Annotated in this window: 12 protein-coding genes; 1 reads left to right on the forward strand and 11 read right to left on the reverse strand. The window is 63.9% G+C overall.

Annotation, left to right across the window (positions count from 1 at the left end):
• Positions 1-54 precede the first annotated feature (54 nt).
• On the forward strand, positions 55-1,884 hold the full coding sequence (locus Amn_RS18400; protein ID WP_182575650.1) for an aminopeptidase P family protein: 1,830 nt from the start codon (positions 55-57) through the stop codon (positions 1,882-1,884).
• Between the two features lie 48 nt (positions 1,885-1,932).
• On the opposite strand, the gene Amn_RS18405 is transcribed toward Amn_RS18400, so the two are convergent.
• From Amn_RS18405 to Amn_RS18455, 11 genes are all read right to left on the reverse strand, one after another.
• Positions 1,933-2,229 (reverse strand): AzlD family protein, encoded by a 297-nt coding sequence (locus Amn_RS18405; RefSeq protein ID WP_154386681.1) that lies wholly within the window; start codon positions 2,227-2,229, stop codon positions 1,933-1,935.
• Complete coding sequence (locus Amn_RS18410; protein WP_246340994.1) at positions 2,226-2,954, reverse strand: AzlC family ABC transporter permease; 729 nt, start codon at positions 2,952-2,954, stop codon at positions 2,226-2,228. The genes Amn_RS18405 and Amn_RS18410 overlap by 4 nt, the downstream gene beginning before the upstream one ends.
• 154 nt (positions 2,955-3,108) lie before the next feature.
• Positions 3,109-3,717, reverse strand: a complete 609-nt coding sequence (locus tag Amn_RS18415; RefSeq protein ID WP_154386708.1) for a 3'-5' exonuclease — start codon at positions 3,715-3,717, stop codon at positions 3,109-3,111.
• 8 nt (positions 3,718-3,725) lie between these two features.
• Positions 3,726-5,882, reverse strand: a complete 2,157-nt coding sequence (ligA, locus tag Amn_RS18420) for an NAD-dependent DNA ligase LigA (protein ID WP_154386683.1) — start codon at positions 5,880-5,882, stop codon at positions 3,726-3,728.
• A gap of 130 nt (positions 5,883-6,012) precedes the next feature.
• Positions 6,013-7,689: a DNA repair protein RecN gene (gene recN, locus Amn_RS18425; protein WP_286290866.1), complete on the reverse strand. Its 1,677-nt coding sequence runs from the start codon at positions 7,687-7,689 to the stop codon at positions 6,013-6,015.
• Positions 7,690-7,699: 10 nt separating this feature from the next.
• On the reverse strand, positions 7,700-8,569 hold the full coding sequence (locus Amn_RS18430) for an outer membrane protein assembly factor BamD (RefSeq protein WP_067960420.1): 870 nt from the start codon (positions 8,567-8,569) through the stop codon (positions 7,700-7,702).
• A 182-nt stretch (positions 8,570-8,751) separates the two neighbouring features.
• Positions 8,752-9,687, reverse strand: coding sequence for a UDP-3-O-acyl-N-acetylglucosamine deacetylase (gene lpxC, locus Amn_RS18435; RefSeq protein WP_182575649.1), 936 nt, complete (start codon positions 9,685-9,687; stop codon positions 8,752-8,754).
• A gap of 276 nt (positions 9,688-9,963) precedes the next feature.
• Positions 9,964-11,652, reverse strand: a complete 1,689-nt coding sequence (gene ftsZ, locus Amn_RS18440) for a cell division protein FtsZ (protein ID WP_067960410.1) — start codon at positions 11,650-11,652, stop codon at positions 9,964-9,966.
• A gap of 70 nt (positions 11,653-11,722) precedes the next feature.
• Entirely contained in the window at positions 11,723-13,033 is a 1,311-nt protein-coding gene (gene ftsA / locus Amn_RS18445) for a cell division protein FtsA (protein ID WP_067960407.1), read from the reverse strand.
• Entirely contained in the window at positions 13,030-13,971 is a 942-nt protein-coding gene (locus Amn_RS18450) for a cell division protein FtsQ/DivIB (RefSeq protein ID WP_067960405.1), read from the reverse strand. Before Amn_RS18450 ends, ftsA begins: the two co-directional genes overlap by 4 nt.
• The gene (locus tag Amn_RS18455; protein ID WP_067960401.1) at positions 13,959-14,885 is read right to left on the reverse strand and encodes a D-alanine--D-alanine ligase; all 927 of its coding nucleotides are present in this window, start codon (positions 14,883-14,885) and stop codon (positions 13,959-13,961) included. The genes Amn_RS18450 and Amn_RS18455 overlap by 13 nt, the downstream gene beginning before the upstream one ends.
• Positions 14,886-14,897 lie beyond the last annotated feature (12 nt).

Below are 14,897 nucleotides of genomic sequence, written 5' to 3' on the forward strand. Positions count from 1 at the left end.
AGCAACGGCCGGCGCGGATAGGTTCGCCCGACATCCAGCTTTCGGGAAACCACCATGTTCCAGTCCTTTGATTCAGCCGGCGATCCCACCGTCGGCAAGCCGCGCGTGGCGTTGCTCCGGCAATGGCTCAAGGAAAATGGGCTCGACGGCTTCGTCGTGCCCCGCGCCGATGAGCACCAGGGCGAGTATGTCCCGCCACGTTCGAATCGCCTGCGGTGGCTGACCGGCTTCAGCGGCTCGGCCGGCGTTGCGATCGTGCTCGCCCGCAGCGCCTACATCTTCGTCGACGGGCGCTACACGCTGCAGGTGCGCGACGAGGTCGATCTCGATATCTTCACCGTCGAAAGCCTGATCGACAACCCGCCATCGGTGTGGATCAAGGAAAGCCTGCCCAAGGGCGCAAGGCTTGGCATCGACCCGTGGCTGCACACCATGGGCGAGGTCAAGGCGCTGACAACGGCAACCGAAAAGGTCGGCGCCGTGCTTGTCCCCCTCGCCCGCAACCCCATCGACGCGATCTGGGAAGATCAGCCCGACGCACCGTTGGCCCCAGTCGAGATCCATCCGGAGGCCTTTGCCGGCGAACTGGCCAAGGACAAGTTGAAACGGCTCGCCGCAGCGATCGAGAACGACGGCGCCACCCATGTGATCCTGACCGACCCGTCGTCGCTCGCCTGGGCGTTCAACATCCGTGGTGGCGACGTACCCCACACGCCGCTTGCCCTTGGCTTCGCCATCCTCTCCGCCGACGGCAGCCATGCCGTGTTCATGGACAAGCGCAAACTTGGCCGCACCGAGGAGGCCTATCTCACCCAGCTTGCCGACATCAAGGCACCGAGCAAGCTCGATGACGCGGTCGCGGCCCTTGCCAAATCTGGTGCGAAGATCGCGCTCGACCCGGTGCTTGCCGCCGACAGGCTGCGCGCCCTGATCGAGGACAATGGCGGCACGGTGGTGCAAGCGCCCGACCCGGCCCGCCTGCCCCGCGCCACCAAGAATGCCCAGGAGATCGCCGGTTCGCGCGCTGCCCACCGCCGTGACGGCGCTGCTGTCGCCAAGCTTTTGTGCTGGCTCGACCGGCAGAATCCCGGCAGCCTCGACGAGATCGCCGTCGTGACCAAGCTGGAGGAATGCCGCCGCCAGACCGGTGAGGAAACGCAGATGCCGCTCCGCGACGTCTCGTTCGACACCATCTCGGGTGCCGGCGCCAATGGCGCGATCATGCATTACCGCGTCTCGAAAGCGACGAGCCGGGTGCTGGCCGAGGGTGAACTGTTCCTGCTCGATTCGGGCGCGCAATATCAGGACGGCACCACCGACATCACTCGCACTATGCCGGTCGGCAAGCCGAGTGAGGAGATGCGCGAGCGTTTTACCCTGGTGCTCAAGGGCATGATCGCGATCTCGCTGGCGCGGTTTCCCGCAGGCACGCGTGGCGCCGACATCGACGCGCTCGCCCGCATCGCACTGTGGAAGAACGGCCTCGACTACGCCCACGGCACCGGCCACGGCGTCGGGTCCTATCTCGCTGTTCATGAAGGCCCGCAGCGCATCGCCAAGACCGGCATGGAAAAGCTGCTCGCCGGCATGATCCTGTCCAACGAGCCCGGCTACTACAAGGAAGGCCATTACGGCATCAGGCTGGAAAATCTGATCCTGGTGACGCCAACCGCCGAGCTGCCCGGCGGCGACATCGCCATGCACGGCTTCGAGACGTTGACGCTGGCGCCTTTCGACCAGCGCCTGCTGCGCGCCGACCTGCTGACCCGCGAAGAGCTGGATTGGCTCAATGCCTACCATGCCCGCGTGCTGGCCGAGATCGGACCGATGCTCGACGGCGAAACGCTGGCGTGGCTGGAAAAGGCGACGGCGCAGATCGCCTGATCAGCGTGTAATGAAAACGACCGGCCGCTTCATGCGGCCGGTTTTCGTTCAGCCGATGAAATGCCGCATGGCAATCAACACGGCAGCGCCTGTCAGAAACATCGTCATCAGGCCACCACGCAGTCCAACAACGGCTGCCACGGCAAGCGCTGCCAGCTCAGCCGGACCGGCCGAGAGTGCCGCGGGTGCCACGAGCGTCGTCAGAACCGCAGCCGGCACCGCGTTCAGGCCCGCCTCGACGCGCGGATGGATGCGCTCGAAACGCGAAATGACGAGATGGCCGCCGATACGGGTCAGATAGGTGGCGACAGCGCCGGCAATGATGATCCAAAGCGTCGTGCTCATGACACCACCTCCGCCGTTTCTTCACTCGTCAGGCTCTCGTCGGACCTGACCGGCATCGCCGCCGCAAACAGCACGCCGGCCAGCGCCCCAATGGAAACATGCCAGGGTGAGCCTACGGTCTTGTAGGCGATCATCGAGGCAACGGCGCTGGCAACGACGATCGGCAGCCAGCGCGGGCGCTTGCGGAAGCTCATCACCAAACCGAGAAAATAGATCGGCAGCAGGAAGTCGAGCCCGATGGCATGGGGGTTGGGAATCAGCCGCCCGAACAGCGCGCCGAGCGCGCTTTCGGCGACCCAGAAGACATAGATCGGCAGCGCCATGCCCATGTACCAGGCAAAGGTCACCTGCTCGCCATTCTCGCCCTTGCGCTCGGCCTCGGCATATTGCGGATCGACCAGGAAGAAATAGCCGATGGCCTGCTTCAGGAACGGCCAATGGTCGATGTGCTTACCAACGGCAGCCGAATAGAGAACGTGGCGGAAGTTGACGGCGAAGATCGATAGCACCACCAGCCACGGCGCGACATGCTGGCCGAACAACTCGATGCCGACCAGCTGGCTGGCGCCGCCATAGATCGAGGCGCTCATCAGTGTCGCCTCGACGACGGAGAAGCCGTTGTCGACGGCCAACGCCCCGAACAGGATGGCAAAGGGCGCCGACGCGACCACCACCGGCACGCTCAATCGCATGCCCTGCAAGAATTCACCGCGACGATCAGACATTAGGCCTCCGTGGCGCATCGGCCCCAGATCGAATTTTGAGCGTTGGAATGCACGATACAGGCCGAACGAGCTCGGCCAAGGCTCCATAGCTTGCGCGGGGGTCTGAATAAGTCAGCCGGCTTGGCGTGTCACATCAATTCGGTTGAGCCAACGATCAGCGCTTCTTGGCCTTCGGCGGCCGCTTCACCGAGCACGGCACATTACCGCCGGCATGAAGCCGGCCCATCGTCATGTCGAGCTTGATCGGCAGGTCGCGCAGCGCCGAGACGTTCAGCTTGCGCGCGGCTGCCAGCGCCACCTCGCCGCAGGCATGCGCGTCCTCTGCAGCATTATGGTGCCTGAAGGAGAAATCGATATGGCGCGACACCTCGTTGAGCCGGTGCGAGGTTAGCTCCTGCCACACCTTCTTCGCCATCTTGAGCGTGCAGATGTAGTCGATGTCAGGACTGACAGTGCCATACAGCTGATAGCTCGCCCTGAGCACACTCATGTCGAAGGACGCGTTGTGGGCGATCACAAGCGTGTCTGAGAGATCGTCCTCGAACTCCTCCATCACCTCGGGAAACTCGGCTGCGTCCTCGACATGTTCGGGCCGTATGCCGTGAACGGCAATGTTGAAGCGCGAGAACCGCATGTCCCGGGGGCGGATCAGTCGCTCCTCGATACGGATGACCGCGCCGTCCTCGATCCAGGCAAGGCCAATGGAGCACGGGCTGCTCCGCTGCTCATTGGCAGTTTCGAAGTCGATGGCAAGTGCTCGCATGACGTCTGTCAGCCCGCCTGCCCGACGCGTTCGAACCACTGGTCCTCTGTGATCACCTCGATACCCAGATCGGTCGCCGCCTTGAGCTTCGAGCCAGCACCTGGGCCCGCCACAACGAGGTCGGTCTTCTTGGACACCGAGCCCGCCACCTTGGCGCCAAGCTTCTCGGCCATCGCCTTGGCCTCGTCGCGCGACATCTTTTCGAGCGAGCCGGTGAACACCACCGTCTTGCCCGAAACGGGTGACGACACGTCGCCGATACGCTCCTCGTCAAGCGGCGTCACTTCGGCAAGCAGCGCATCGAGCACCTGCCTGTTGTGCTCCTCTGCGAAGAACTCGACCACCGCCTCGGCGACGATGGCGCCGATGCCGTTGACGCCGGTCAGCTCCTGCCAGGCGGCATTGCCCTTGTCACCCTTGCCCTCAGGCATCACGGCAGCAACACCAGCGGCGCGGAAGGTCTCGAAATTGATGTAGTGGCGCGCCAGGCGCTTGGCATTGGTTTCGCCGATGTGGCGGATGCCGAGCGCAAACAGGAAGCGCGAGAACTCGACCTGGCGGCGGTCGTCGATGGCCGCAAACAACTTGCGAGTCGATGTCGCGCCGAAGCCATCGATGTTCTCGAGCTTGGTGAGCGATCCTTCTTGTCGCCGCTTCAGCGTGAAGATGTCCGCCGGCGAGCCGACATGCAATGCCGGGTCCTGCGACTGGAAGAAGAACTCGATCTGCTTCTCGCCCAGGCCCTCGATGTCAAAGGCATTGCGCGAGACGAAATGGCGAAGGCGCTCCACAGCCTGTGCCGGACAGATCAGGCCGCCGGTGCAGCGGCGCACCACCTCACCCTCCTCGCGGACAGCATGGCTGTCACAGGCCGGGCAGCGCGTCGGGAACAGATAGGGCTGCGCTCCTGCCGGGCGCTTCTCCAGGACGACGTCGAGGATCTGCGGAATGACGTCACCTGCCCGCTGTACGATGACGGTGTCGCCGACGCGGATGTCATGATCCTCGTCGCGAATGGCCGCGCCGCTGTTGCCGAGGCCCTTGATGTAGTCCTCATTGTGCAGCGTGGCGTTGGTGACCACCACACCGCCCACCGTCACCGGCTGCAGCCGCGCCACCGGCGTCAGCGAGCCGGTGCGGCCGACCTGGATGTCGATGCCGAGCAGTGTCGTCGTCGCCTTTTCAGCCGGGAACTTGTGCGCGATGGCCCAGCGCGGCGAACGCGAGACGAAGCCGAGCCGCTGCTGCAGGTCGAGCCGGTCGACCTTGTAGACGACGCCGTCGATGTCGTAGCCGAGCCCGGCGCGATTGGCCTCGATCATCCGGTACTGCGACAGCAGGCCGTCGACGCTGTCGAACACCTTCATCAGCGGATTGGTCTTGAAGCCGTAGGTCTTAAAAGCCTCGACCATGCCCATCTGGGTGTCGGCCGGCATGTCGCTGACCTCGCCCCAGGCATAGGCGAAAAAGCGCAGCGGACGGCTGGCAGTGATAGACGTGTCGAGCTGGCGCAGCGAACCGGCGGCCGCATTGCGCGGATTGGCGAAAATCTGCTTGCCAGCTTCAGCATTGCGCCGGTTGAGTTCGGCAAAGTCGGCGTGGCTCATATAGACCTCGCCGCGCACTTCCAGCACCTCGGGAAAGTCGCCCTTCAGCACGTTCGGAATGTCGGCGATGGTGCGGGCGTTCGCCGTGACGTTTTCGCCGACCTGGCCGTCGCCGCGCGTCGCCGCCGTCACCAGCCGGCCGTTCTCGTAGCGGATCGACAGCGACAGGCCGTCGATCTTGGGCTCGGCGGTGATTACCACCGGCTCGTCGGCGGACAGCCTGAGGAAGCGCCTGATGCGGCCGACGAACTCGCTGACGTCCTCGTCGGCAAAGGCGTTGTCCAGCGACAGCATCGGCACGACATGGGTGACCTTGCCGAATTTTTCGGAGACGGCAGCGCCCACCGACTTGGACGGCGAGTCCTCACGCACCAGTTGCGGAAAACGCTGCTCGATGGCGAGGTTGCGGCGGCGCAGCGCATCGTAATCCGCGTCCGAAATCGTCGGCGCGTCCTCGGCATGATAACGCAGGTCGTGGCCGGCAATTTCTTCGGCCAGCCGCGCAAGCTCCGCCGCGGCTTCAGTCTCGCTCAGCGAATCGACTGGCTTGTCGGACATGGTACGGCTCCGGCTGAAAACGCGGCCACCATAGATCAGGACGCTGTCGAGCGGGAGCCGCCCGGACCGAATTCCACGTCAAATCAGCAGCATCGCGAAGGCTCCTGACATGGGAGCCGCAATCGCGTGGTCAGGAAAGGACGGCCGTGTTCTCGCGCAGCAGGCGCTCGGCGGCGGCGCGCGCTTCCTCGGTGATCGAGGCGCCAGACAGCATGCGCGCGATTTCCTCCTGGCGCGCGGTACGGTCCATCTCGTGGATACCGGTCGCCACCTTGTCGGTGTTGCCCTTCTTGGAGATCAGGAAATGCGTCGCCGCGCGGGCCGCGACCTGCGGCGCATGCGTCACTGACAGCACCTGCACCCGGCGGGACAGCCGTGCCAGCCGCTGGCCGATGGCGTCGGCAACCGCGCCACCCACGCCGGTATCGATCTCGTCGAACACCAGTGTGGGTGCCGAACCACGGTCGGCAAGCGCCACCTTCAACGCGAGGAGAAAACGCGACAACTCGCCACCCGAGGCGACCTTCATCATCGGGCCCGGTCGGGTGCCGGGATTGGTGCGCACCCAGAACTCGACCTGATCGATACCTTCCTGCATGCGATTGTCGGCTTCGCTCGACATCTCGACGATGAATTCGGCGCGTTCGAGCTTGAGTTCGGGCAATTCGGCCATGACGGTCTTGCGCAGGCTCTCGGCCACAGTCTTGCGGAGCTCCGACAGATTGGCAGCGATGCGATCATAGGCATCGCGGCTGGTCCTCGCCTGCGTTTCCAGCACCTGCAGCCGCTCCTCGCCGGCATCGAGGTCGGCGAGGTCGGCAACCATCGTGTCGCGCAGCCTGGCTAGGTCGTCGACGGCAACATTGTGCTTGCGTGCAGCCGCGCGCAGGGCAAACAGCCGCTCCTCAGCCTTTTCCAGCCGCTGCGGGTCATATTCGGTGGCGCGAAGGGCGGCATCGACGCCGGATTGCGCCGCATCAAGCGAGATCATCGCCTCGTCGAGCGATTTCACCACCTCATCGAGCAGGCCCGGCACCTCGGCCGCCTTGCGCTGCAGGCGGCGCAACAGGCTGGCAAGCTGCGGCAGCGGCGACGACGAGCCCGACAGCACGTCCTGTGCATCCTGGATTTCGGAGGCGATCTTTTCGACGCGCATCATTGCGGCACGCAGCTCGGCGAGTTCGCTCTCCTCCCCCGGCTGGGGATCGAGCTTGGTGAGTTCGGTCACCGAGGCACGCAGATATTCAGCCTCGCGCGCGGCGGCATCGACGCGGGCGCGATGGCGTGACAGCTCCTGCTCGGCACCGCGCCACAACTTCCACGCGTCGGCGGTGGCCTTGGCTTCGCCGACATGACCGCCAAAGGAATCGAGCACATCGCGATGCGCCCCGGCGTCGACAAGCGCGCGATCGTCGTGCTGGCCGTGGATTTCGACAAGCGCGCGGCCGATGTCGCGCATCAGCGTGACGCTGGACGGCTGGTCGTTGACGAAGACGCGCGTGCGCCCGTCGACGGTCTGGACGCGTTTCAGGATGATGTCGCCATCGTCGTCGATGGCATTGTCGGCAAGCAGCGTACGCGCCGGATGGTTGCGCGGCACGTCGAAGACCGCACTCACCTGCCCTTGCGTGGCACCGTGGCGGACCAGCGATGCATCGCCGCGCGCGCCGAGCGCGAGCGACAATGCGTCGAGAAGGATGGATTTGCCCGCGCCGGTCTCACCGGTCAGCACCGACAGGCCAGGCGTGAAATCGATGTCCAGCCGTTCGATCAGGACAATATCGCGGATCGACAGGCGCGAGAGCATCTATTTCTGGTCAGGCGCCGGAGAACATCTTCCCGGCCTTGGAAATCCAGGAGCCGGCATTTTCCCGAGGCTCGAGGCCATTGGTCTGCAGCAGCTTGTACGAATCCTTGTACCACTGGCTGTCAGGATAGTTCTGGCCGAGCACGGCCGCCGCCGTCTGGGCTTCCGAGGTCAGGCCCATCGCGTAGTAGGTTTCGACGAGGCGCGCGAGCGCTTCTTCGATGTGGCGTGTGTTCGAATAGTTCTCGACAACATTGCGGAAGCGCTTTGCCGAAGCGATGAATTCGCGACGCTCGAGATAATAGCGGCCGATCTGCATTTCCTTGCCGGCGAGCTGGTCGCGGGCGAAGCGGATCTTGGCGTTGGCGTCGTCGACATATTCGGAAGCCGGCCAGCGCTGAACCACCTCGGTCATCGCCTCGATGGTGCGGCGAGCTTCCTTCTGATCCTGCGTCACGTCGCGAATCTGGCGGAAATAGCTGAGGCCGATGATGTACTGGGCGTAGGCCGCGTCGTCGGTCGAGGGATAGAGCGCGAGATAGCGCTTGGCCGAGTTGATGGCCTCTTCATAGGAGCCCTGGCGATAGCTGGCGAAAGCGCCCATCACCATCGATTTACGGGCAAACTCCGAATAGGGATGCTGACGGTCGACAGCCTCGAACTTGCGGCTGGCCTCCTTGAGGCGGCCGGCATTGAGGTTGGCGAGGCCCTGATTGTAGAGCACATCGGCCGGTTCGGTCTGCTCGACATAGGTCGCGAGATCGACATCGGCTTCGCCGGACATGCAGCCGGACAGTGCAAGCGTCGGAGCGATGAGCGAAAGCGCCACAACCAGAGGCTTCACGCGCAATTTCGATCGATCGGCTCGTATCAATGACATCACAGAGTTCCGCCCCTTTGGCGCTGTTTCGCTTTTAGGCAATGGCCATAGATCACAACTGGCTTTGCCGGGCAACGCTATCAGCCGCCAATCGCGCAATTTTGTGGCACGCAATGACGCATGCCATTTCGCCGGCCAAGCGGTGCAACAAGGTCACACCACCTCCAGGCGATTGCCGGCCGTCAGAGGGTCCAGGGCGCGTGGACTGCGGCACTGACAGCGATAAGTTCGGCCGAGCGGCCGCGCTCGCGGCGCGACGTCTCGACGACTTCGAAAGCCGACCTGTCAGAAAGCAGGCGGCGCAGCGCAGCGGCGTTCAGCCGGTGGCCACCGCGATAGGAACGGAAGCAGCCGATGAAGCGCGCGCCGGCGAGTGCCAGGTCGCCCATCGCGTCAAGCGTCTTGTGGCGCACGAACTCGTTGGAGAAGCGCAGGCCTTCCATGTTGATGATGTGGTTGTCGTCGCCGATGACCACTGAATTCTCGAGCGACGAACCAAGCGCATAGCCGGCTGCCCACAGGCGCTCGACGTCCTTCATGAAACCAAAGGTGCGGGCGCGCGAGATCTCGCGGCGGAATATGTCGTCGTTGATATCGGAAGCAAAGGACTGGCGCCCGATCGCTGGGCTCTCGAAATCGATCTCGACCTCGAATCGCGTGCCGCCATAGGGACGGAACTCGGCCCAGGAGGCGCCGCTTTCGATTCGTACCGGCTTGAGAACGCGGATGTAGCGGCGCTTGACGCACTGCACTTCGATGCCGGCCAGGTCGATGGCCTCGACGAACTGCGCGGCACTGCCGTCCATGATCGGGATTTCAGCGCCTTCGACTTCGATCAGCAGATTATCGATACCGAGGCCGAACAGAGCGGCCATCAGGTGTTCGATCGTGGCAACGTGCTGGCCGGCGGGATCGCCGAGCAAGGTGCAAAGATCGGTCGCACCCACTTCTGACACAATTGCGCGAAATTCTCGGTCAGCAACCTGAAACACCACGCCCGTATCCGCGTCTGCCGGCGCGAAATGGATGGCTACCGGCTTGCCGCTGTGAACGCCAACGCCCGACAGGGTGACACGCGATTTGAGTGTTGTCTGATAGTCCTGCAAGTCGATCCCCATATGCCCGTACTCACCACGTCCGCTTCGCCACACCACGGCGCACGGCTCTTATGCTCGCCAGACGGGACCTCATCCCCACAATACCCGTCAGCGACCTTAATCGGCGCGAAGATAGTCTTCCGGGTGAGAGACTCCAAATCACGGTTTCTTACTCTGTGTAACTGCGGGGACGCTTCGACTCGCCCCGCCAAGCTCATGTTTTAACTTATCTTTTCAGAGCAAAAGGCGGGCGTCGAGACGCCCGCCTTTCAAACAGTGTTACCGGCCGTTCACAGATCAGTTGGCTTGCCGGCGAAGGAACGCTGGAATCTCCAGCTGATCGTCCTCCTGAGTCCGTGCCTGCGGTGCCAGGCGGCCATGTTCGTCGAGCTGTCCGCGGCGCGGCGCGTACATCTGCGATTCCTGGCTGGTCATGCGGCGCTGCTCGGGCGCCGGCTGGCGCAGCTTGGGCTCGCGCGGCTGCGCGGGCTGCAGGCGTGCCGGTTCTTCCTCACGGCGGGTCAGGCCGCTGGTCAGGCGCTTGAGCAGGCCCATCGGACCACGATCCTCATGCTGCTCGGCCGGCTGAGCCTTGGCTTCGACCTCGGCCTTGACCATCGGCGGAAAGTCCTCGACGCGCGGCATGCGCGGCTGAACCTGGGCCGGCTGCATCATCTCGCGCTGCGGTGCCATCTGCGGCTGGGCAACCGGCTGCGGTGCGGGCTGCTGGAACTGCTGCGGCTGATACTGCTGGACCTGCGGCTGGGCCGGCGGAGCGGCAAACAGCTTGCTCTGCGGACGGAAGTCGTCAGCCGGAGCGGCTGGCCGCGGCTGCGCCATCGCGGCGGCATTGGCTTCGGCAAGGCGGATGGCCTCGGCAACCGGATCGTTGGTGCGCACTTCCATGCGCGGCTGTTCGACAGGAGCAGCCTGCACGACAGGACGCGGTGCCTCGACCTGACGCTGTGCCGGCTTCGGCGCCTGACGGATGGTCAGCGGTGCAGCAGCCATGTCGGCAGCCGACTTGTCGATGCCGGTGGCGACGACCGACACGCGGATGACGCCTTCGAGGTCTTCGTCGAAAGTGGCGCCCAGGATGATGTTGGCGTCCTGATCCACTTCCTCACGGATTCGGGTGGCAGCTTCGTCGACTTCGAACAGGGTCAGGTCGCGGCCGCCGGTGATCGAGATGAGCAGGCCCTTGGCGCCCTTCATCGAGGTTTCGTCGAGCAGCGGGTTGGCGATTGCTGCTTCGGCGGCGGCCATCGCACGGCCCTCGCCCGAAGCTTCGCCGGTGCCCATCATCGCCTTGCCCATTTCGCGCATCACCGAACGGACGTCGGCGAAGTCGAGGTTGATCAGGCCTTCCTTGACCATCAGGTCGGTGATGCAGGCAACGCCCGAATACAGCACCTGATCGGCCATGGCGAAGGCGTCCGCGAAGGTCGTCTTGTCATTGGCCAGACGGAACAGGTTCTGGTTCGGGATGACGATCAGCGTGTCGACGCACTTCTGCAGCTCTTCGATGCCGTAATCAGCCGTCTTCATGCGGCGCTGGCCTTCGAAGTGGAACGGCTTGGTGACGACGCCGACGGTCAGGATACCCTTTTCGCGAGCGGCGCGGGCGACGACCGGAGCAGCACCGGTGCCGGTGCCGCCGCCCATGCCGGCGGTGACGAAGCACATATGCGTGTTCGACAGGTGGTCGATGATCTCGTCGATGCACTCTTCAGCGGCGGCGCGACCGACTTCCGGCTGCGAACCCGCGCCCAGGCCCTCGGTGACATGCGCGCCGAGCTGGATGAGACGCTCGGCCTTCGACATGGTGAGTGCCTGCGCATCGGTGTTGGCCACGACGAACTCGACGCCGCGCAGGCCAGCGGTGATCATGTTGTTGACAGCGTTGCCGCCGCCACCGCCGACACCGAACACGGTGATGCGGGGCTTGAGCTCGGTGATGTCCGGCTTCTGCAGATTGATCGTCATAGTCCTCGTCCTTTTTGCCTTTCGAACCGCTTCGCCGTGCGGCCGGTAATGGGGCTGCCCCCGTCAATTCCTAAAAACTGTCTCTCAACCACTGACTCATGCGATGCAGTTTTCCGCCAGTTCCCGTTGCCCTGTAACGGGAAATCCCTTTCGCAGACTGGCTCTCGATGCCGGCCATCTGCGGGTAGATGAGAAGCCCGACGGCGGTCGCGAAAGCCGGCCCCTTGGCCGCCTCCGGCAGACCTGCCACGCCGAGTGGGCGGCCGATGCGCACATTGCGGCCGAGAATGCGTCGCGCTGCCTCGGGCAGGCCGACGAGCTGACTGGCACCGCCGGTGAGGACGACGCGTTTACCGACGGCATTGCCGTAACCCGACTTGTTGAGCCGGTCGCGCAGCAGTTCCAGCGTCTCGTCAATGCGGGCGCGGATGATGCGCGTCATGACAGAACGCGGTATCTGCAGCGGAACTTCGCTGTCGTCGACGCCGATCGGCTGGATGCTGATCATGTCGCGGTCGTCGGTGGTGCCGGGCAGCGCCGATCCATGCATGACCTTGAGCCGCTCGGCATCGTCGAGACGCGTCGACAGGCCCTTGGCCATATCCATGGTGACGTGATTGCCGCCCACAGGAATGGCGTCGGCATGGACGAAGCGCCCTTCCGCAAAGACCGAAAGCGTGGTCGTGCCACCGCCCATGTCGATGCAGGCAGCACCCATTTCGAGTTCGTCGTCGACGAGTGCCGCAAGGCCACTGGCGTAAGGCGTAGCCACCATATGCTCAACCGACAGGTGCGAGCGGTTGATGCAGAGCTCGAGATTGCGCATCGGCGCCGAATCGCCGGTCAGCACATGCATGTCGACGCCAAGCGTGTCGCCGACCATGCGGCGCGGATCGCGCACGCCGCGCTCGGCGTCGAGCGAGAAGGCGACAGGCAGCGAGTGGATGACGTCGCGCTCTGCCTTCAGCGCCTGCTTGGCACCGGCGGCGAGCACGCGCTGGACGTCGGTTTCGTCGACCTCATGGCCGCCGAGATTGATGGTTGCCGAAAACGCCTCGCTCTTGATGCGGCCGGCGGACAGATTGACGATCAGTGAGTCGGCGGTAAGGCCTGCCATGCGCTCGGCGGCGTCGACGGCGAGACGGATGGCATGTTCGGCGCGGTCGAGATCGACGACCACGCCCGACTTCACGCCCTGCGACTTCTGGTGGCCGATGCCGATGACCTGGGCCTGGTGGGTACGTCCCTTGAGCAGCTGACTGCCTTCGGCCGGCTTCAGCTTGGCGACCACGCAACAGACCTTGTTCGAACCGACATCAAGCACCGTAAGGATGCCCGAGCGACGCGAAACCGGATCCTTTTGACCGCCCAGCCAGCTCATATTCTCTTCTCCGCCTTCGCCTTGAGGGCTTTCGGCTTGTTTTTCAGCAGATCGGCGCGCCGCTCGACAGCTTCCGGCGTCAACTGCACGACCAGCCGGTCACTGAAACGCATGTCGACGGCCGCGATGTCACGGGTCAGCAGCGCGTTCTCGCGGTCGAGATCGGCAAGATCGGCAAGCGCTGCATCGACCTGATTCTCGGGCAGCTTGACGGTGATGCCGTTGTCGAGACGCAGATCCCAGCGCCGTTCGCCGACGCGAATGTAGCCTTTTACCCGCGAACCAAGCGCGGGGAACGCCTGAACCCTGGCGACGAAGTCGGCGGCACGGTCGGCGGCACCAAAGCCGACGACCAGCGGCAGCGTGGCCTGGCGCCCGCCAGCATAAGGAGCGATGATCTTGCCGTCCTTCTCGACGACGCTGAGCTGGTTTCCGTGCTGCCAGATCGCAAAAGCGTCGCGCTCGTCGATGCGAACCTCGATCGTATCGGGATAGACCTTGCGAACAGCGGCATCGCGCACCCAGGGCAAGCTGACGATACGCTCGCGCGCCTCTTCCGGATTGAAGCCGACGAGCGAAGTCCAGCCATCAAGCTCGAGCTTGTCGAGAATGTCGATTTCGGAGGTTTCGCGATTGCCCGAGACCTTGATCTGGTCGACGGCAAAGCCGCTGCGAGCGGTCACGCCCTGGACCATCGCCGGGAAGTGACCCCCGAGATAGGCGCCATAAAGCGAGCTTGCGGCAAGGAACGCAGCCGTCAGCATCGACGCAGCATAGGGCGGAGGAGTGAACTCCCCACGCCCGAAGCGCGACAGCATGCGAACCGGCTTGCGCAGCAGCCGCGGCAGCACGAAATGCTCCGCGGACAAGGGCAGCCCGAAGACGCGCGGCGCCGAGCCACCCATCCTTCTGTTCTGTCCCGACCTCAACGCAAACACGAAGCGTCCTCCACCATCCAACTCAACAACTCACCAAACGAATGCCCGGCTTGGGCTGCAATCTCAGGCACCAGCGACGTCGGCGTCATGCCGGGTTGAGTGTTGACCTCCAGCCAGACGACCTCTCCATTTTCGGAATGGCGGTCGTCGTACCGGAAGTCAGACCGGGAGACGCCCCGGCACCCGATCGCTTGGTGAGCCTTGAGCGCCAGTGTTTGTATTTTTTGGTAAATATTCGGTGAAACTTTCGCGGGGCATTCGTGCTTTGATCCGCCGGCGACATATTTTGAATCATAATCGTAGAAGGCGTGACCGGTCGGAACGATCTCGCAGACGCCAAGCGCAACATCACCCATAACGGCACAGGTCAACTCACGACCATGGACGTAACGCTCGACCATCACCGTGTCGCCGTAGCGCCACTCGGATGAGGAGATGACCTGCGGCGGATGCGACTGGTCTTCCTTGACGATGACGACACCGAAGCTCGACCCTTCGGACACCGGCTTGACCACGTAAGGCGGCTTCATCGGGTGTTGGTTGCCGATGGCAAAACGGTCGAGAACCCTGGATTCGGCAATCGGAATGCCGGCAGCTTTGGCCACCTTCTTCGACTGCTCCTTGTTCATCGCCAGTGCCGAGGCCAGCACGCCGGAATGGGTGTAGGGAATGCCGAGATATTCGAGGATGCCCTGGATGGTGCCGTCTTCGCCGAAGGGGCCATGCAGGGCGTTGAATGCGACATCCGGCTTGAGCGTCGAAAGCACTGCGCCGACATCGCGATCGACGTCCACTCGCGTGACCTGATAACCGACCTGCTCGAGCGCTTCGGCACAGGCATTGCCAGACGACAGGGACACAGGCCGCTCGGACGAAAACCCGCCCATCAGGACAGCGACGTGCTTTGACTTCATCCCCTGAGATCC

It is taken from the genome of Aminobacter sp. Y103A, assembly GCF_030294925.1.
In the GTDB taxonomy this organism is placed as follows: domain Bacteria; phylum Pseudomonadota; class Alphaproteobacteria; order Rhizobiales; family Rhizobiaceae; genus Aminobacter; species Aminobacter ciceronei.